Annotated in this window: 15 protein-coding genes; 8 read left to right on the top strand and 7 right to left on the bottom strand. The window is 71.2% G+C overall.

Annotation, left to right across the window (positions count from 1 at the left end; all coding sequences use genetic code 11):
• Positions 1-4 precede the first annotated feature (4 nt).
• A complete protein-coding gene (locus FHX53_RS13810) occupies positions 5-253 on the bottom strand; it encodes a YbdD/YjiX family protein (RefSeq protein WP_182490291.1) in 249 nt (82 codons plus the stop codon).
• Positions 253-2,538 carry a carbon starvation CstA family protein gene (locus tag FHX53_RS05175; RefSeq protein ID WP_182490292.1) on the bottom strand — a complete coding sequence of 762 codons (2,286 nt, stop codon included), beginning with the start codon at positions 2,536-2,538 and terminating at the stop codon, positions 253-255. The genes FHX53_RS13810 and FHX53_RS05175 overlap by 1 nt, the downstream gene beginning before the upstream one ends.
• Positions 2,539-2,862: 324 nt before the next feature.
• On the opposite strand from FHX53_RS05175, the gene FHX53_RS05180 reads away from it, so the two are divergent.
• Genes FHX53_RS05180 through FHX53_RS05190 form a run of 3 tightly spaced genes read left to right on the top strand, consistent with a single transcriptional unit; the run spans position 2,863 to position 4,548 of the window.
• A complete protein-coding gene (locus FHX53_RS05180) occupies positions 2,863-3,273 on the top strand; it encodes a hypothetical protein (RefSeq protein WP_182490293.1) in 411 nt (136 codons plus the stop codon).
• Positions 3,267-3,488 (top strand): helix-turn-helix transcriptional regulator, encoded by a 222-nt coding sequence (locus tag FHX53_RS05185; protein ID WP_182490294.1) that lies wholly within the window; start codon positions 3,267-3,269, stop codon positions 3,486-3,488. The genes FHX53_RS05180 and FHX53_RS05185 overlap by 7 nt, the downstream gene beginning before the upstream one ends.
• A gap of 40 nt (positions 3,489-3,528) precedes the next feature.
• The gene (locus FHX53_RS05190; RefSeq protein WP_220476212.1) at positions 3,529-4,548 is read left to right on the top strand and encodes an NAD(P)-dependent alcohol dehydrogenase; all 1,020 of its coding nucleotides are present in this window, start codon (positions 3,529-3,531) and stop codon (positions 4,546-4,548) included.
• Between the two features lie 65 nt (positions 4,549-4,613).
• Here FHX53_RS05190 and FHX53_RS05195 read toward each other — a convergent pair whose 3' ends face one another.
• Genes FHX53_RS05195 through aroA form a run of 4 tightly spaced genes read right to left on the bottom strand, consistent with a single transcriptional unit; the run spans position 4,614 to position 8,494 of the window.
• Positions 4,614-5,126, bottom strand: coding sequence for a septum formation family protein (locus FHX53_RS05195; RefSeq protein ID WP_182490295.1), 513 nt, complete (start codon positions 5,124-5,126; stop codon positions 4,614-4,616).
• 3 nt (positions 5,127-5,129) lie between these two features.
• Positions 5,130-6,005 carry an inositol monophosphatase family protein gene (locus FHX53_RS05200; RefSeq protein ID WP_182490296.1) on the bottom strand — a complete coding sequence of 292 codons (876 nt, stop codon included), beginning with the start codon at positions 6,003-6,005 and terminating at the stop codon, positions 5,130-5,132.
• A 30-nt stretch (positions 6,006-6,035) separates the two neighbouring features.
• A complete protein-coding gene (gene rsgA, locus FHX53_RS05205) occupies positions 6,036-7,082 on the bottom strand; it encodes a ribosome small subunit-dependent GTPase A (RefSeq protein WP_182490297.1) in 1,047 nt (348 codons plus the stop codon).
• The gene (aroA, locus tag FHX53_RS05210) at positions 7,079-8,494 is read right to left on the bottom strand and encodes a 3-phosphoshikimate 1-carboxyvinyltransferase (RefSeq protein ID WP_182490298.1); all 1,416 of its coding nucleotides are present in this window, start codon (positions 8,492-8,494) and stop codon (positions 7,079-7,081) included. The genes rsgA and aroA overlap by 4 nt, the downstream gene beginning before the upstream one ends.
• A gap of 147 nt (positions 8,495-8,641) precedes the next feature.
• On the opposite strand from aroA, the gene FHX53_RS05215 reads away from it, so the two are divergent.
• Positions 8,642-9,244 carry a sigma-70 family RNA polymerase sigma factor gene (locus FHX53_RS05215; protein ID WP_246335522.1) on the top strand — a complete coding sequence of 201 codons (603 nt, stop codon included), beginning with the start codon at positions 8,642-8,644 and terminating at the stop codon, positions 9,242-9,244.
• A complete protein-coding gene (locus FHX53_RS05220) occupies positions 9,241-9,483 on the top strand; it encodes a zf-HC2 domain-containing protein (protein WP_182490300.1) in 243 nt (80 codons plus the stop codon). The genes FHX53_RS05215 and FHX53_RS05220 overlap by 4 nt, the downstream gene beginning before the upstream one ends.
• 69 nt (positions 9,484-9,552) lie before the next feature.
• Here FHX53_RS05220 and FHX53_RS05225 read toward each other — a convergent pair whose 3' ends face one another.
• Positions 9,553-13,323 carry a multifunctional oxoglutarate decarboxylase/oxoglutarate dehydrogenase thiamine pyrophosphate-binding subunit/dihydrolipoyllysine-residue succinyltransferase subunit gene (locus FHX53_RS05225; protein WP_182490301.1) on the bottom strand — a complete coding sequence of 1,257 codons (3,771 nt, stop codon included), beginning with the start codon at positions 13,321-13,323 and terminating at the stop codon, positions 9,553-9,555.
• A gap of 131 nt (positions 13,324-13,454) precedes the next feature.
• On the opposite strand from FHX53_RS05225, the gene guaB1 reads away from it, so the two are divergent.
• The 3 genes from guaB1 (at position 13,455) to FHX53_RS05240 (ending at position 17,399) form a co-directional block, all read left to right on the top strand.
• Positions 13,455-14,894 carry a GMP reductase gene (gene guaB1, locus FHX53_RS05230; RefSeq protein ID WP_182490302.1) on the top strand — a complete coding sequence of 480 codons (1,440 nt, stop codon included), beginning with the start codon at positions 13,455-13,457 and terminating at the stop codon, positions 14,892-14,894.
• A gap of 136 nt (positions 14,895-15,030) precedes the next feature.
• Positions 15,031-16,353, top strand: a complete 1,323-nt coding sequence (locus FHX53_RS05235; RefSeq protein WP_182490303.1) for a CNNM domain-containing protein — start codon at positions 15,031-15,033, stop codon at positions 16,351-16,353.
• A complete protein-coding gene (locus FHX53_RS05240; RefSeq protein WP_182490304.1) occupies positions 16,350-17,399 on the top strand; it encodes a hemolysin family protein in 1,050 nt (349 codons plus the stop codon). The genes FHX53_RS05235 and FHX53_RS05240 overlap by 4 nt, the downstream gene beginning before the upstream one ends.
• Positions 17,400-17,440 lie beyond the last annotated feature (41 nt).

The following is a 17,440-nucleotide window of genomic DNA, read 5'->3' on the forward strand; positions in this document are numbered from 1 at the left end:
GTCGTCAGCAGCAGCGGGCCCCGGGATTCTGGTCCTGCTCGTCCATTCTGCCCCGCCAGAACTCCCGCTCGGTGAGGGGCTCCACCTCCGCGCCGTGCGTGGCGGCGTGGTGCTCGAGGTAGGTGCGGTACGCGGTGTCTCCCATGAGCTCGCGCACGTACCAGGTGACGGCCCTGCCCGCTCGCCCGAGCGCGGCGGCGCCCGCCCGGACCGAGAGGGTCCGGGCGGAGCGCCGCGATGCGATGGCGGTCATCAGTGCCGGGCGGACGCGGGTCGCACGTCCGCGGGCAGCTCGTCCCAGCGGCGCTCGAGCTCGCGCTCGGCCCTGCTGGCGAAGAAGCCCTGCGGAGCGAAGCGACGCGAGGCGACGGGGGCGTCCTCGTGCGTCTCCCCGCCGCCGGCGCGGATGGCGCGAACCGTCGCGAGGAGAGATGTGATCACGACGGTGATCGCGAGTGTCACGAAGACGATCGACAGGATGCCCTGCACCATCGTGTTCCGCACTACCGCCTCCATCGCCTCGACGGTCTGGGCCGATCCGAACGACGTCTCTCCCGCTTCGAGCGCTCCGCGGAAGGCGAAGTGGTTCGACCAGTACCCGACCTGCGGCACGGGGGAGAAGATCTTGAACGCCGACGCCGTGATCGTGACGATCGCCGCGAAGGTGAGCGGCACGCCGATGATCCAGAGCCAGCGCACATAGCTCGGCCCGCGCTTGGCGACGATCGCGAGCACGACCGCGAGGGCGATGACCGCGAGCAGCTGGTTCGCGATGCCGAACAGCGGGAAGAACGTGTTGATGCCGCCCAGCGGATCCGTGACGCCGAGGATGAGGATCCAGCCCCAGCCGGCGACCATGAGCGCCGTCGTGATCCAGACGCCGGGGCGCCATCCCGTGTCCTTGAACTTCGGGATCACGTTGCCGATCGAGTCCTGAAGCATGAAGCGCGCGACGCGGGTGCCGGCGTCGACGGCGGTGAGGATGAACAGCGCCTCGAACATGATCGCGAAGTGATACCAGAAGCCCGCGAGGGCTGGGCCTCCGAAGAGCTGCTGCATGATGTTCGCGATGCCGAGTGCGAGCGTCGGCGCGCCTCCCGTGCGCGAGACGATCGACTCCTCGCCGACCGCCGACGCCGTGCTCGTGAGCAGCTCCGGCGTGAGGGTCACGCCGATGAGGCCGAGCGAGTTCACGAAAGCGACGGCGCCCTCGACCGTGCCGCCCGTCGCTGCCGCCGAGGAGTTCATGGCGAAGTAGATGCCGCGGTCGAGCGAGAGCGCGGCGACGAGCGCCATGATCGCGACGAACGACTCCATGAGCATGCCGCCGTAGCCGATGAAGCGCGTCTGGCGCTCCTTCTCGATGAGCTTCGGCGTCGTGCCCGAGGCGATGAGCGCGTGGAACCCGGAGAGCGCGCCGCACGCGATCGTCACGAACAGGAACGGGAAGAGCGTGCCGGAGACCACGGGCCCGAGCTCGCCGCCGGCGAACTCGCTGAACGCCGGCACCGAGATCTCGGGCCGCACGAGCACGACCGCGCCGGCGAGCATGACGATCACGCCGATCTTCATGAACGTCGACAGGTAATCGCGCGGGGCGAGCAGCAGCCAGACGGGCAGGACGGCGGCGATGAAGCCGTAGATGATGATGCCCCACGCGATCGTCGTGCGGTCGAGCGTGAAGAGCTCGGCGCCCCACGGCGTCTCGGCGACCCAGCCGCCCGCGATGATCGCGGCCATGAGCAGCACGAAGCCGATCATCGAGACCTCGGAGATCTTGCCCGGTCGGAGGTAGCGCAGGTAGACGCCCATGAAGAGCGCGATCGGGATGGTCATCGCGACGCTGAAGACGCCCCACGGGCTCTCGCCGAGCGCGTTGACGACGACGAGCGCGAGGATCGCGATGATGATGAGCATGATGAGCAGCGAGGCGATGATCGCGGCGGTTCCGCCGATGCGGCCCAGCTCGTCGCGGGCCATCTGGCCGATCGTGCGGCCACCGCGTCGCATCGAGAAGAACAGCACGAGGTAGTCCTGGACGGCGCCGGCGAGCAGCACGCCGACGATGATCCAGATCGTGCCGGGCAGGTAGCCCATCTGCGCCGCGAGCACGGGGCCGACGAGCGGGCCCGCGCCGGCGATGGCGGCGAAGTGGTGGCCGTAGAGCACGCGGCGATCGGTCGGGACGTAGTCCTTGCCGTCGGCGCGGACCTCAGCGGGCGTGGCCCGTCGATCGTCGGGTCGCGTGATGTAGCGCTCGATGACCTTCGAGTAGAAGCGGTAGCCGATCAGGTAGGTGCAGACGGCCGCGAAGACGAACCAGAGCGCGTTGACGGTCTCGCCGCGCACGATCGCGAGCATCGTCCACGAGACGCCGCCGAGCAGCGCGATCGCGGCCCAGAGGATGATCTTCGGAAGGGTCCAGCGGCTCTCCCGCTCGCGCTCGGCGGCGGGGAGCTCGGTGGGGGGAAGGGCCGGGTCGGGCTCGGGTCCGTCGGGCCGGGCCTCGACGGTCGATCCGGGTGGCTGTGACGTCATCGTTCTCCTCCAGGGGGTCGCGTCGTTGCGTGAGGTCACCCTAGAAAGCGGAGCACGACCTTGGCGGGCACCGCCGACGGGCGGACGTTCGGTGCGACGAACGGCGGATCCGTGCGACGAACAGCGAGCCGAGCTGCAGCCCCGACGCGCGGCCGACGGGGGCGTCGGCCAGCCGGACGCGCGCGGCCGACGAGGCCCGCACATCCCGGACATGTAAACAATCATTGACAGGATGTCCGTCGCGCTTTACCTTGAGCGTGTCAGATATTCTTGACATTCGCATCGATCGATCAAAGGGAGCGCATCGTGGCCTATGAGGAAAAAGTGGCCTGGATCGGCCTCGTCGTCGGCATCGTCACGGGCGTGGTCTACGGCGCCGTGATCGCCGCGCGCGCGGCCGGCGGCCCGCTCGTCGACGCCCCCTACGTCGACGCGATGCTGTGGAGCATCGGCATCGGCATCGTCGTGACCGTCGTCGTGACGATCGTCGTCGCCATCCTGACCCGCCGCGACGGGTACGGCACCGACGTGCGCGACCGGCAGATCAGTGCGCGCGCCGAGCACACCGCGCGCGCCGTGCTCGTGATCGGCGCGCTCGCCGCCCTCGTCCTCGCGATGCTCGAGGCCGACCACTTCTGGATCGCCCACGCGCTCTTCGTCGGCTTCTACGCCTCGGCCGTGCTCGAGGGCATCACGAAGGTCGCGCTCTACCGCGGGGGAGTGCCGTCATGGTGAAGCCCACGAGGGTCGAGAACCGCATCCGCGCCCTCCGCTTCGCCCACGGCGAGCTGACGCAGGCCGAGCTCGCCGAGCGCATCGGCGTCACGCGGCAGACCGTCATCGCGATCGAGCAGGGTAAGTACTCGCCCTCGCTCGAGGTCGCGTTCCAGATCGCGCGCGTCTTCGGGGTCCCGCTCGACGACGTGTTCCAGTACCCGGACGGCGCCTGAGCGCCGCATCCGCCCCACCCGACGACGAGACGAGACGATCATGACCACGACCACAACCCCCGCGACCATGCGGGCCCTTCTGCAGACCGGCTACGGCGGCGTCGAGATGCTGCGCGACGGCGAGGCGCCCGCGCCCGCTCCGCGCGCCGGTCGCGTGCTCGTGCGCGTCGAGGCGATGAGCCCCGACTCGGGCACGATCCATCTGCTGACCGGTCGGCCGCTGATGGTCCGTCCGTTCCTCGGACTGCCCCGTCCCCGTCAGCCGATCCCGGGTCTCGCGTTCGCGGGACGCGTCGAGGCCCTGCCGCCGGGCGCGACACCCGAGCAGGTCGGGTTCGCCGTCGGCGACCGCATCGCCGGATCCGCGCCTGGGGCGTTCGCCGAGCTCGTCCTCGCGCGGCCCCACAAGCTCGCACGCATCCCCGACGGAGTCCCGACGACCGACGCCGCGGCCCTCCCGATCTCCTCCGTCACGGCGCTGCAGGCCGTTCGCGACGTCGCTCGCGTGCGCGAGGGGCAGAGAGTGCTCGTCATCGGCGCGGGCGGCGGCGTGGGCTCGGCGCTCGTGCAGCTCGCGGTGCTCGCGGGCGCGCGCGTGACGGGCGTCGCGAGCGCGAGCAAGGCGGCGTTCGTCCGCTCGCTCGGTGCCGAGCGGACGATCGACTACCGCGCCGAGCCGGGCCCCGACGGTTGGGGGCGCTACGACGCCGTCATCGACACCGCCGACGGCCGCACTCTCTCGGTCCTACGGCGACTACTCACCGAGCGCGGCGCGCTCGTCATCGTCGGTGCCGACCACGTCGGCGGGCCCGTTCTCGACGGCTTCGATCGTTCGCTGCGGGCGGCGCTCCTCGGCCCGTGGGTGCGCCACCGCGTCGCGATGGTCATGCAGAAGGAGTCGGGCGCCGATCTCGCGATCGTGCTCGATCACGTCGCGGCGGGGCGGATGTCCGCCGCCGTCGACGAGGTCGCGCCGGTCGAGGGCGCCCGCGACGCGATCGACCGGCTCGCGCGCCGAGAGGTGCGGGGCAAGGTCGCGATCGCGATGAGCCCGCGCTGAGCCTCGGCCCGCGCTGAGCCTCGGCCCGCGCGGGGCTCTCGCGCGCCGCGCTCAGCTCGAAGCGGTCAGCTCGCCGAGCCCTCGAGGCTTCCCGTCACGGGACCGGCCGGGTCGTAGATGACGCAGAGGATCTCACGGTCGCCCTCGCCCCAGCTGCCCTCGGTCGGGAAGTAGTAGCTGAAGTCGTAGGGCGAGTCGTCCCAGCTGCCGCCGACGAACGCCTCGAACTCGGTGAGGCACTCGACGTCGGCGCGCTCGAGGATGGCTTCCTGCCTCGGGTAGTCGTCCTCCGTCATGATGACCGAGGCGTACACCTCGCTGTCGTGCGGCTCGTCGCACGGCGTCGTCGGCACGGTCTCGACCTGCTCGGTCGCCCCGGAGTCGTTGAGGCAGTCGCCGACGCGGAGGGTGAAGACGTCGGTCGATTCGTTGCCCTCGACGACCTGGCCCTCGGTGTCGCGCTGCGCCTCACCGGCGCCGGTGAACTGGGAGAGGAAGGCGCAGCCCGACAGCGCCGCGGTCGCCGAGGCGACCGCGAGCACACCGAGGGCGCGGCGGAGCGGAGCGGGGGCGGGCATGGGCTAATCTTCGTGGTCGGATGCGGAGTCGGGTGCTGTGCGGGATCCGGCGCCGAGTGCGCAGGGGGGAGCCGCGCGCGCGACGAGCGCGAGTACGGCGTCGTGGAGGTGGCCGTTGGTGGCGAGCGCGCTACCGTGCCACGGCCCCGTCTCGCCGTCGACCGAGCTGAAGCGGCCACCGGCCTCCTCGATGATCGGCTGCAGGGCCGCCATGTCGTACGGCTGGAGGTCGAACTCGCCGGCGACGTCGATGACGCCCTCGGCGACGAGCATGTATGACCACATGTCGCCGATCGCGCGCGAGCGCCAGGCGGCGCGCGTGAGCGCGAGCAGGTCGTCGAGGCGGCCCTCGTCGTCCCACCCGGGGAGGCTGTTGTAGGAGATCGACGCGTCGGCGAGGTCGCGCACGCCGCTCACGCGCAGCGGGCGGGCATCCGTCTCAGGAGCGGGGCCGGTGCGTAGCACGAAGGCGCCGAGACCGCGGGCTGCCCACCAGCGGCGCTCGAGAGCGGGAGAGCTCACCACGCCGACGAGGGGCTCGCCGTCGATCGCGAGCGCGATGAGGGTGCCCCAGATCGGCATGCCGCGCAGGAAGTTGGCCGTGCCGTCGATGGGATCGATGATCCACTGGCGGTGGGCGCCGTCGCCCGTGCCAGTCGCGGCGCCGTACTCCTCGCCGAGGATGCCGTCGTTCGGTCGCGCCGCGGCGAGGCCATCGCGGATGACGCGCTCGACCGCCCGGTCGGCGTCGGTCACGGGCGTGCGGTCGGGCTTCGTCGTCACCTCGAGGTCGACCGCGCGGAACCGGTCGAACGAGACCGAATCCGCGCGTACTGCGAGCTCGAGCGCGAGCGCCAGGTCGGCGGCGAGGTCGGTCACGGCTCTCACAGTAGCGGTCGCGATCCCCGCTCAGTACGCGGACCTGGTGAGGGTCGTCAGCAGTCGCTGGAGCGAGTCGAGCCGTTGCGGGCCGAGGTCGCCGAGCTCGCCGCGCGCGGCCGCCTCGACGAGCTCGCAGTCGGGCGCATCCGTCAGGTGCGTGCAGCCGCGCGGGCACGAGCGCGCGACCTCGGCGAGATCCTCGAAGGCGATGAGGATGCTGTCGGGGTTCACGTGTCCGAGGCCGAACGAGCGCACGCCGGGGGTGTCGATGATCCAGCCGCCGTCGGGCAGGCGGAGAGACACGGTCGAGCTCGAGGTGTGGCGCCCGCGGCCGGTGACTGAATTGACGCGACCGATCGCGCGATGGGCGGTTGGCACGAGCGCGTTGACGAGGGTCGACTTGCCCACTCCGGAGTGCCCGACCGCGACGGTCGTGCGATCGCGCAGCAGCGCGTGCAGAGCATCGAGCGGCGGATGCTCGGCCGAGCTCGTGATGACGCGCACGTCGAGCCCCGCGAAGTGGGCGAGGAAGGCCGTCGGGTCGGCGAGGTCGGTCTTCGTCACGACGAGCAGCGGAGAGATGCCGGCGTCGAACGCGGCCACGAGGTAGCGGTCCACGAGCCGGGGCCGCGGCTCGGGGTTCGCGGCGGCGACGACGATCATGAGCTGGTCGGCGTTCGCGACGACGATGCGCTCGACGGCATCGGTGTCGTCGGCGCTGCGCCGCAGGAGCGTGCGGCGCTCGTGCACGCTCACGATGCGGCCGAGCGCGCCCTCCTCGCCGCTCACGTCGCCGACGACGTCGACGCGGTCGCCCGTCACGATCGCGGTCTTGCGCAGCTCGCGGGCGCGGGTGCAGATCACCGCGCGCTCGGTGGGCTCGCCCTCGTCGATGAGAGCGAGGTAGCGGCCGCGGTCGACCGTCACGATGCGGCCCACGACGGCGTCGTCGTGCGCGGGGCGCTGCTTCGAGCGGGGGCGGTTCGCCTTCGGGTTGGGCCGCGAGCGCACGGCCGACTCGTCGTACGCGCCGTAGGGCTCGTCCTCGTCGTCGTCGGGCGGCAGCCAGCTCATGCGGGGGCGGGGCCCGGCGCTCGCGTCGATGCGACCAGGCGCCACCACAGCTCGGGGAACTCGGGCAGCGTCTTGGAGGTCGCGCGGATGTCGTCGATGTCGACCCCGTCGACCGCGAGGCCGATGATCGCGCCGGCGTGAGCCATGCGGTGATCCTCGAACGCGCCCCAGTCGGCACCGTGCAGGGTGCGCGGCTCGAGCGAGATGCCGTCGTCGAGCTCCGTCGCGGCGCCGCCGACGCGCGTCAGATCGTCGGCGAGGGCAGCGAGGCGGTCGGTCTCGTGGCCGCGGAGGTGCTCGATGCCGGTGATGCGGCTCGGCGAGTCGGCGAGGGCCGCGAGCGCCACGAGAGCGGGCGCGAGCTCGCCGCCGCGCGAGAGGTCGAGCTCGATTCCGGCCATCGGGCGGCCGCCGAGTAGACCCTCGCCGCCGTCGACGACGAGCGCGTCGCCGTCGCGGCGCACGGTCGCGCCGAAGCGGGGGAGGATCTCGATGAGGTCGGCGCCGACCTGCGTCGTGCTCTCCGGCCAGCCCTCGATCGCGACGGTGCCGCCCGCGACCACCGCGGCGATGAGGAACGGAGCCGCGTTCGACAGATCGGGCTCGATGTCGACGTCGCGCGCCGCGATCGGGCCGGGCTCGACGACCCACACGCCCTCGTCGGGGCTCGAGACCGTCACGCCGCGCGCCGCGAGTGCGGCGATCGTCATCTCGATGTGGGGCATCGACGGCAGGCGCTCACCCGTGTGCCGCAGCGTGAGCCCCTCGGTGAGCCGCGGGGCGGCGAGCAGCAGCCCGGAGACGAACTGGCTCGACGCGCTCGCGTCGATCGCGACCTCGCCGCCGCGCACCGCCCCCGAGCCCCACAGGCTGAACGGCAGAGCGCCGCGGCCGTCGTCGTTGACGTCGACGCCGAGCGCGCGCAGCGAGTCGATCGTCGTGCGCATCGGGCGCCGCCGCGCGGCATCGTCGCCGTCGAACGCGACCGGCCCGAGAGCGAGCGCCGCGACGGGAGGCAGGAATCGCATGACGGTGCCCGCAAGACCGACGTCGATGCTCGTCGAGCCGGTCAGCTCGGCCGCGGGAGTCACGCGCAGGTCGGGCCCGTAGGCGCCGTCGCCCGGCACCTCCTCGACGCCGACGCCGAGCGCGCGCAGTGCGGCGATCATGAGCGCCGAGTCTCGCGAGTGCAGCGGCCGGCGCAGCAGAGAGGGGCCGTCGGCGAGGGCGGCGAGAACGAGTTCGCGGTTGGTGAGGCTCTTCGATCCGGGCAGGGTGAGGCGAGCATCCAGCGGGCCGGTTGCTCGGGGCGCGCGCCACGGCCCCTCGTCGTCGTCCGTCGTCGCCGCGTGGTCGGCGCTGTCGTCGTCGTAGGGGCTGAAACGGGGTGAGGAATAGCCGAATACCTGCATCGGTTACAGGGTATCGGCAGCACGAGCGAAGGGAGCCGCCGCATGACGAGCGCCGTCCTCGATCGCGTGAGCACCGCATCCGCTGTCCTCGACCCCTGGCCGCGCACCGGCGCGACCGCAGAGGCGCCGGTCGTAGACTCGCTCACGATGACTGACGAGCTCGCCGAACGCCGCCAGCTGTTCCAGGAGCAGGCGCTCCCGTTCATGGACCAGCTCTACGGCGCCGCCATGCGCATGACCAAGAACCCCGCCGACGCCTCCGACCTCGTGCAGGAGACGTTCGTGAAGGCGTTCGCCGCGTTCGGCCAGTTCGAGCAGGGCACGAACCTCAAGGCGTGGCTGTACCGGATCCTCACCAACACGTTCATCAACGTGTACCGCAAGAAGCAGCGCGACCCGTATCAGGGCTCGACCGACGAGCTCGAGGAATGGCAGCTCGGCAACGCGCAGTCGGCGACGTCGAGCTCGAGCCGGTCGGCCGAGGCCGAGGCGATCGACCGGATGCCCGCGAGCGCCGTGAAGGACGCCCTTCAGTCGATCCCGGAGGACTTCCGTCTCGCCGTCTACTTCGCCGACGTCGAGGGCTTCTCGTACCAGGAGATCGCCGACATCATGAAGACCCCCGTCGGCACCGTGATGAGCCGGCTCCACCGCGGCAGGCGACTGCTGCGCGACCTGCTCGCCGACTACGCCCGCGAGCGCGGGATGACGTTGAAAGAGACCACTACCACCACGAGGAGCGCGACATGAGCGACTGCGGCTGCGACAAGGCCAAAGCCGAGCTCGAGGAGTTCCTGCACAACGAGCTCAGCGCCGAGCAGTGCCAGGACATCCGCGAGCACATGGCCAACTGCGACGACTGCTCGGCCGAGCATCTCGTCGGCATCACCCTCACCACCAAGGTGAAGGAAGCCTGTCAGGAGAAGGCGCCCGACGAACTGCGGGCGATGATCCTCGGCACGATCGAGAAGCTCGACGCCACGGCGTAGTACCCCCGCTCACGCGAACGGGCCCGCCCCTCCTGACGGAGGGCGCGGGCCCGTTCGGCGTTCTGCGACCTAGTCGCTCAGGGCGGCGTCCATGATCGCGGCGTGCTCCTGCGCGCTGCGCTTGGTCGATCCGGTCGCGGGCGACGCGGATGCCGGGCGCGAGATGACGCGGACCGGCCGGCCCTCGCGCTTGGCGCTCTCGAGCGCGAAGAAGGGCCAGGCGCCCTGATTCTCGGGCTCGTCCTGGACCCACACGAGCTCGGCGCTCGGGTAGCGGTCGACGACCTCCTGCAGCTCGGCCTCCGGCAGCGGGTAGAACTGCTCGAGCCGCACGAGCGCGACACCCTGCGTGCCGCGCTTCTCGATCTCGCTCTTGAGGTCGTAGTGGATCTTGCCGGCGTGCAGGAGGACGCGGCGCACCGACTGCGGGTCGGTGACGTTCGCGTCGTCGAGCACGGGCTCGAAGCGGCCCTCGGTGAAGTCGGCGACCTCGCTCGTCGCGCCGCGCAGTCGCAGCATCGCCTTCGGGGTGAAGACGATGAGCGGCCGGCGCGGGCGCGCGTAGGCCTGACGGCGCAGCAGATGGAAGTACGACGCGGGCGTCGAGGGGCGCGCGACCGTCATGTTGTCCTCGGCCGCGAGCTGCAGGTAGCGCTCGATGCGCGCGGACGAGTGGTCGGGCCCCTGGCCCTCGTAGCCGTGCGGCAGCAGCAGCACGACGCTCGAGCGCTGGTTCCACTTCTGCTCGGCGGAGGAGATGAACTCGTCGATGATCGTCTGAGCGCCGTTGGCGAAGTCGCCGAACTGCGCCTCCCACAGCACGAGCGAGTCGGGGCGCTCGACCGAGTAGCCGTACTCGAAGCCCATCGTCGCGTACTCGCTCAGGAGCGCGTCGTAGATCCAGAGCTTCGCCTGGTTCTCGGCGAGGTTCGCGAGCGGCAGCCATTCCTGGCCGTTGGTGCGGTCGTGCAGGACGGCGTGACGCTGCACGAACGTGCCTCGGCGGGAGTCCTGGCCGGACATGCGCACGGGCGTGCCCTCCATGAGGAGGGAGCCGAGCGCGAGCAGCTCGCCGAAGCCCCAGTCGATGCCGCCGTTGCGGCTCATCTCGACGCGCTTCTTGAGCATCGCCTGCAGCTTGCCGTGGATGCTGAAGCCGGCGGGCGGGTTGTCGTGCGCGTCGCCGATGTGCTGGATGACCTCCACGGGCACGCCCGTCGTCTCCGGCTCCGCCGCGATGGTCTCCATCGCGGGGGACGTGACCGCGGCGGCTCCGACGACGGGGATCTGCCCCGTCTGCGCGGCGTGGGTCTCGGCGAACGCGACCTCGAGCCGTTCCTGGAAGTCGCGGTGCGCGGCGTCGAACTCGTCCGGGGTGATGTCGCCGCGGCCGACGAGCGACTCGGTGTAGAGCGTGCGCACCGAGCGCTTGGCCTCGATGAGGTTGTACATGAGCGGCTGCGTCATCGAGGGGTCGTCGCCCTCGTTGTGCCCACGGCGGCGGTAGCAGACGAGATCGATGACGACGTCGCGCTTGAACTCCTGCCGGTACGCGAACGCGAGCTCCGCGACGCGCGTGACGGCCTCGGGGTCGTCGCCGTTGACGTGGAAGATCGGCGCCTGGATGGTCTTGGCGACGTCGGTCGAGTAGTTCGACGAGCGCGCCTCGCCGGGGGGCGTGGTGAAGCCGACCTGGTTGTTGACCACGACGTGGATCGTGCCGCCCGTGCGGAAGCCGCGCAGCTGCGACAGCTGCAGCGTCTCGAGCACGACGCCCTGCCCGGCCATCGCAGCGTCGCCGTGGACGAGGACGGGGAGCACGCCGAACTGGCCGTCGCCCTTGCGGTCCTGCTTGGCGCGGACGATGCCCTCGAGCACGCCGTTGACGGCCTCGAGGTGCGAGGGGTTCGCCGCGAGGTAGACGGGGATCTGCTTGCCGCTCATGGCGGTGAAGACGCCCTCGGTACCGAGGTGGTACTTCACGTCGCCGGAGCCCTGGACGCTGCGCGGATCCTGCGTGCCCTCGAACTCGCGGAAGATCTGGCCGTAGGTCTTGCCCGCGATGTTGGCGAGCACGTTGAGGCGGCCGCGGTGCGCCATGCCGATGGCGACCTCGTCCATCTCGGCCTCGGCCGCGCCCTGCAGGATCTCATCGAGCAGCGGGATGACGGACTCGCCGCCCTCGAGGCTGAAGCGCTTCTGGCCGACGTACTTGGTCTGCAGGAACGTCTCGAACGCCTCGGCCTGGTTGAGCTTGCCGAGGATGCGCATCTGCTCGTCGTGCGTCGGCTTCTGGTACGGCCGCTCGAGGCGGTCCTGGAACCAGCGGCGCTGGGCCGGGTCGGCGATGTGCATGTACTCGAGGCCCACGGTGCGGCAGTACGAGTCGCGCAGCACGCCGAGGATCTCGCGGAGGAGCATCGTGCGACGGCCGCCGAAGCCGCCCGTGACGAACTCGCGGTCCAGATCCCAGAAGGTCAGCCCGTGGCTCGCGATGTCGAGGTCGGGGTGCGAGCGCTGACGGTACTCCAGCGGGTCGACATCGGCCATGAGGTGGCCGCGGACGCGGTACGAGTTGATGAGCTCCTGCACGCGCGCGGTCTTCGACACTGCGTCGGAGAGATCGACGTGGATGTCCTGAGCCCAGTGGATCGGGTCGTAGGGGATCCGCAGGTCGGCGAAGATGTCCTCGTAGAAGCGACGCTGCCCGATGAGCAGCTCGTGCACCTTCTTCAGGAACTCGCCCGAACCGGCGCCCTGGATGACGCGGTGGTCGTACGTGCTCGTGAGCGTGATCGTCTTGCCGATGCCGAGCTCGGCGAGCGTCGCGGGCGAGGAGCCCTGGAACTCGGCCGGGTACTCGAGCGCGCCGGCGCCGATGATCGCGCCCTGCCCGCGCATGAGGCGGGGGACGGAGTGCACCGTGCCGATGCCGCCGGGGTTCGTGAGCGAGATCGTGTTGCCCTGGAAGTCGCCGGCGGCGAGCTTGTTGTCGCGGGCGCGCTTGACGACGTCCTCGTAGGCGGTCAGGAAGTCGCCGAAGCCCATCGACTCGCACTTCTTGATGCCGGGGACGAGCAGCGCGCGCGAGCCGTCGGGCTTCGGCAGGTCGATCGCGATCCCGAGGTTGATGTGCGCGGGGGTGACGACGACGGGCTTGCCGTCGACCTCGTCGTAGAAGACGTTCTGGCTCGGGAACTCGCGCAGGGCGCGGACCATGGCCCACGCGATGAGGTGCGTGAACGACACCTTGCCGCCGCGGGCGCGCTTCAGGTGGTTGTTGATGACGATCCGGTTGTCGATCATCAGCTTCGCCGGGATGGTCCGGACGCTCGTCGCCGTCGGAACGCTCAGCGAGGCGTCCATGTTCGCGGCGAGGGACTTCGCCATGCCCTTGAGCGGAGTGACGGTGTCCTCCGTCGGCTCCTCGGTCTCGGTCGCGGCGGCGGGCGCGGAGGACGCAGCAGGGGCCTGCGCCGGGATGGGCTGACGCTGCGGGGGAGCGGAGGTCGTCCGTGCGACCGGCTGGCTGCCCGTGATCGGGACGGAGGCCGGCGGAACGGAGGACGCCGAGGGGGAGGAGGCGGGCGCGGCCTCGGGCGCATCCATCGCCACGGGGGCGGGGGAGGGCGCCGGCGCGGGCTCCGAGCCCGACGCGGGCGGCGGGGCGTCGGCGAGCGCCGACTGGTGGTACTTCTCGAGGATCGGCCACCACGACGGATCGACCGAGCTCTTATCGGCCTTGAACTGCTCGTACATCTCGTCAACGAGCCACTCGTTGGCACCGAACTCGCCCGCGGCGCCGCCGTCGGGGCTCACTCCGGTCACTTGGCTTGACACAGCCGACCGCCCACTTCCGTTTCGCTAGATGCTCGGATCGCTCGGGAACCCTCGCTGGCCCCCAGCCCGACAAGCCTACCCACTGAAGACCCGTCCCCCGTCCCCGCGAGGCCCGCCGTAGGCTGAAAGATGTGCGATTCTTCGACGAACGGCCCGCCCACGATCTGACGTACTCCGACGTGTTCCTCGTCCCGGGTCGATCGGATGTCGGAAGCCGCCTGAGCGCGGACCTCGCCGTCGACGACCCCACCGCGCTCGGCATCCCCATCGTGGCCGCCAACATGACCTCGGTCACCGGCCCGCGACTCGCGGCGGCGCTCGCCCGCCGCGGCGGTCTCGGCGTCCTGCCGCAGGACACCCCGCTCGGTGAGCTCGACGCCGCGATCCGCGCCGTGAAGAGCGCTCCCGTCATGCTCGACCCGCTCATCACCGTGGGCGCGGAGACCACGATCGCCGAGGCGCTGCGCCTCGCGCCCGACACCCAGGGGGCCCTGCTGACCGTCGTCGACGCCGACGGCGCGCCCGCGCGGTGCATCCCCGTCAGCCGCCTGCGCGGGGCGATGCCCGACTCGCGCATCGGCGACCTCGTCGGCGACCCCGTCCCCGCCCTCGACGACGAGGACGTCACCGACCCGCGTCAGGCCTTCGACCTCATCGATGCGGCCGGCGTCGAGGCCGTCGCGGTCATGCACCACGGGCGGATCATCGGATCGCTGAGCGCGCGCAGCGCCGTCCGCGCCACGCTCTACTCCCCGGCGACGGATGCCCGCGGCCGCCTCCGCGTCGCCGTCGCGGTGGGCGCGAACGGCGACCCGGCGGCACGAGCAGAGGCGCTCGTGCAGGCGGGCGTCGACGTCATCGTGCTCGACACCGCGCACGGCCACCAGGAGTCGATGCTCGCGGCCGTGCGAGCCGTGGCTGGCAAGAAGCTGGGGGTCCCGCTCGTCGCGGGGAACGTCGTCACGCCGGAGGCCGTGCACGACCTCATCGAGGCGGGAGCGGACATCCTCAAGGTCGGTGTCGGCCCGGGCGCGATGTGCACGACGCGCATGATGACCGCGGTCGGCCGTCCGCAGTTCTCGGCCGTGCTCGACACGGCTCAGGCGGCGAGGGAGAAGGGCGCGCACGTCTGGGCGGACGGCGGCGTGCGCTATCCGCGCGACGTCGCGCTCGCGCTGGCCGCGGGAGCCTCCGCCGTGATGATCGGCTCGTGGTTCGCGGGAACGCTCGAGGCCCCCGGCGAGATCGAGGTCGACGAGGAGGGGCGCTGGTTCAAGAGCTCATGGGGCATGGCGTCGACGCGCGCGGTCGAGCAGCGCTTCCGCCGGCTCGACGCGTTCGACCGAGCGAGGAAGACGCTCTTCGCCGAGGGCATCTCGAGCTCGCGCATCCTGCTCGATCCGCAGCGGCCCTCGATCGACGACCTGCTGGACATGATCACCTCGGGCCTGCGGTCGTCGATGACGTACGCGGGCGCGGCGACGCTCCCGGAGTTCCACGAGCGGGCCGTCGTCGGCGTGCAGTCGGCTGCGGGATACGAGGAGGGGAAGGCGCTGCCCGTCTCGTGGTGAGCGCGCGCTCGCCGCGGTGGATCGCGCGCTCAGCCGGCCCGGGCGCGCCTGGTTATACTTCGTCGCATCATGGATGACCCGCCGTCTTCGCCGTCCGACCCCAGTCATAGTCCCTCGCCGGTGAACGGGGGCTCCCGTGGGCACTGAGTGGATCCTCCTCGGCGTCGGCGTGCTCCTCACCATCGGCACCGGCTTCTTCGTCGCGAGCGAGTTTGCGCTCGTCAATCTCGACAGATCCGACCTCGAGGCGCGCCAGGCGCGCGGCGAGAAGCGGCTCGGGCCCACCATCGCGGCCCTCAAGATCACCTCGACGCACCTCTCGAGCGCGCAGCTGGGCATCACGCTCACCACGCTCCTCACGGGCTACACGATGGAGCCCGCGATCTCGATGATGCTCGCCGGCCCGCTCATGGCGATCGGCCTGCCCGAGGCCGCCGTGGGCATCGTCGGCACGATCATCGCCGTCGTGATCGCGACGCTGCTGTCGATGATCGTCGGCGAGCTCGTCCCGAAGAACTTCGCACTCTCCCTCCCGCGCCAGACGGCCAAGTTCGTCATCCCCTTCCAGGCGCTCTTCACGACGGTCTTCCGGCCCGCGATCACGCTGCTCAACAACACCGCGAACGCCATCCTCCGCTCGGTGGGCATCGAGCCCAAGGAGGAGCTCAGCGGCGCACGGACCGCAGAGGAGCTCGCCTCCCTCGTCCGGCGCTCCGCCCAGCACGGCTCCCTCGGGGCGAACACCGCGACGCTGCTGTCGCGCACGCTCGCGTTCTCGCAGCACTCCGCGTCCGACGTGATGACGCCGCGCCCGCGCGTGGCGAGCGTCGACCGCTCCGACTCCGCGCTCGCCGTCATTGAGCTCGCCCGCCGAACGGGCTTCTCGCGCTTCCCCGTCACCGACGACTCGATCGACGACATCGTGGGCATCGTGCACGTGAAGCAGGCCGTCGCGGTGCCGCACGACCGACGCTCCGACGTCCCCGTCTCGGCGCTGCAGAGCGACGCGCTGCGGGTTCCGGAGACGATGATGCTCGACACCCTCCTCGCCGAGCTGCGCGGCCGGGGCTACCAGATGGCGATCGTGGTCGACGAGTACGGAGGCACCGCGGGCGTCGCCACGCTCGAGGATCTCGTCGAGGAGCTCGTCGGAGAGGTCTCCGACGAGCACGACCGCGTCCTCGTCGGCGTCGTCCGCTCGCGCGACTGGCTCACCTTCCCCGGCATGCTCCGGCCCGACGAGCTCCGCGACCGCGCCGGGGTCTCCGTGCCCCACGACGGCCCGTGGGAGACCGTGGGCGGCTGGATGATGTCCGAGCTCGGTCGCCTCCCCGCCGTCGGCGACGTCGTCGAGATCGACGCGGGCGGCTTCCGCGTCGAGCGGCTCGACGGCCGGCGCATCGACCGGGTCCGCTACACGCCGCGACCGCTCACCGAGGACGAGGAGGCCGGCCGATGATCAGCGAATCCGACTGGTGGGGCCTCGCCTGGCTCGTCGTGCTGCTCGCGGGCAACGCGTTCTTCGTCGGCGCCGAGTTCGCGGTCATCTCCGCGAAGCGCTCGCAGATCGAGCCGCGCGCCGAAGCCGGATCCCGAGCGGCGAAGACCGCGCTGTGGGCCATGGAGCACGCGACGCTCATGCTCGCGACGAGCCAGCTGGGCATCACGGTGTGCTCGCTGCTCATCCTCAACGTCTCCGAGCCGGCCATCCACCACATCCTCGAGATCCCGCTCGAGCTCACCGGCCTTCCGTACGAGGTCGTGAGCGGCATCGCGTTCACGATCGCGCTCCTGCTCGTGTCGTTCCTGCACGTCGTGCTCGGCGAGATGGTGCCCAAGAACATCTCGTTCTCGCTGCCGACGCGATCGGTGCTGCTGCTCGCGCCGCCGCTCGTCGCCGTCGCGCGCATCTTCGGCTTCGTCATCGTCGCCCTCAACGCCGTCGCGAACGGCGTGCTGCGCCTCTTCCGCGTCGAGCCCAAGGACGAGGCGACGAGCGCGTTCACGCTCGAGGAGGTCGCGACGATCGTCGAGCAGTCCCAGCGCGAGGGTCTGCTGCACGACCGCTCAGGAGCGCTCACTGCGGCGTTCGAGTTCACGGCCAAGAAGGTGCACGACGTCGCCGTGCCGATGGACGAGCTCGTCCAGCTGCCGGAGGACGCCTCGCCCTCGGACGTCGAGCGGGCCGTCGCGCAGCGCGGCTTCAGCCGCTACGTGCTCGTCGACGAGGAGCGCGAACCGACGGGCTACGTGCACCTGAAGGACGTCATCGACCTCGACGAGGACGAGTTCGACGACCCCGTGCCCCCGAAGCGCATCCGTCGCCTCGTGTCGATCCTCGCGAGCGCCGACCTGGAGGACGGCCTCGCGGTGATGCGCCGCTCGGGGGCGCACCTCGCGCGCTCCGTCGACGCCGAGGGTCGCACGACGGGCGTCCTCTTCCTCGAGGACATCATCGAGGAGCTCGTCGGCGAGGTGCAGGACGCCACGCGGCGCCGCCTCTAGGCCGGCGGAAAGCCCCGCCCCTGTCTCGTCCGTGCGGGGGA

This window comes from Microcella alkalica, from assembly GCF_014137945.1.
GTDB classification, from domain to species: Bacteria; Actinomycetota; Actinomycetes; order Actinomycetales; family Microbacteriaceae; genus Microcella; species Microcella alkalica.

Coding starts and splice junctions, on each gene's coding strand:
- FHX53_RS05215 (WP_246335522.1), top strand. CDS start 8,642: ATGACTGACGAGCTCGCCGAACGCCGCCAGCTGTTCCAGGAGCAGGCG.
- FHX53_RS05185 (WP_182490294.1), top strand. CDS start 3,267: ATGGTGAAGCCCACGAGGGTCGAGAACCGCATCCGCGCCCTCCGCTTC.
- FHX53_RS05220 (WP_182490300.1), top strand. CDS start 9,241: ATGAGCGACTGCGGCTGCGACAAGGCCAAAGCCGAGCTCGAGGAGTTC.
- FHX53_RS05190 (WP_220476212.1), top strand. CDS start 3,529: ATGACCACGACCACAACCCCCGCGACCATGCGGGCCCTTCTGCAGACC.
- FHX53_RS05240 (WP_182490304.1), top strand. CDS start 16,350: ATGATCAGCGAATCCGACTGGTGGGGCCTCGCCTGGCTCGTCGTGCTG.
- FHX53_RS05195 (WP_182490295.1), bottom strand. CDS start 5,126: ATGCCCGCCCCCGCTCCGCTCCGCCGCGCCCTCGGTGTGCTCGCGGTC.
- FHX53_RS05175 (WP_182490292.1), bottom strand. CDS start 2,538: ATGACGTCACAGCCACCCGGATCGACCGTCGAGGCCCGGCCCGACGGA.
- rsgA (WP_182490297.1), bottom strand. CDS start 7,082: ATGAGCTGGCTGCCGCCCGACGACGACGAGGACGAGCCCTACGGCGCG.
- FHX53_RS13810 (WP_182490291.1), bottom strand. CDS start 253: ATGACCGCCATCGCATCGCGGCGCTCCGCCCGGACCCTCTCGGTCCGG.
- aroA (WP_182490298.1), bottom strand. CDS start 8,494: ATGCAGGTATTCGGCTATTCCTCACCCCGTTTCAGCCCCTACGACGAC.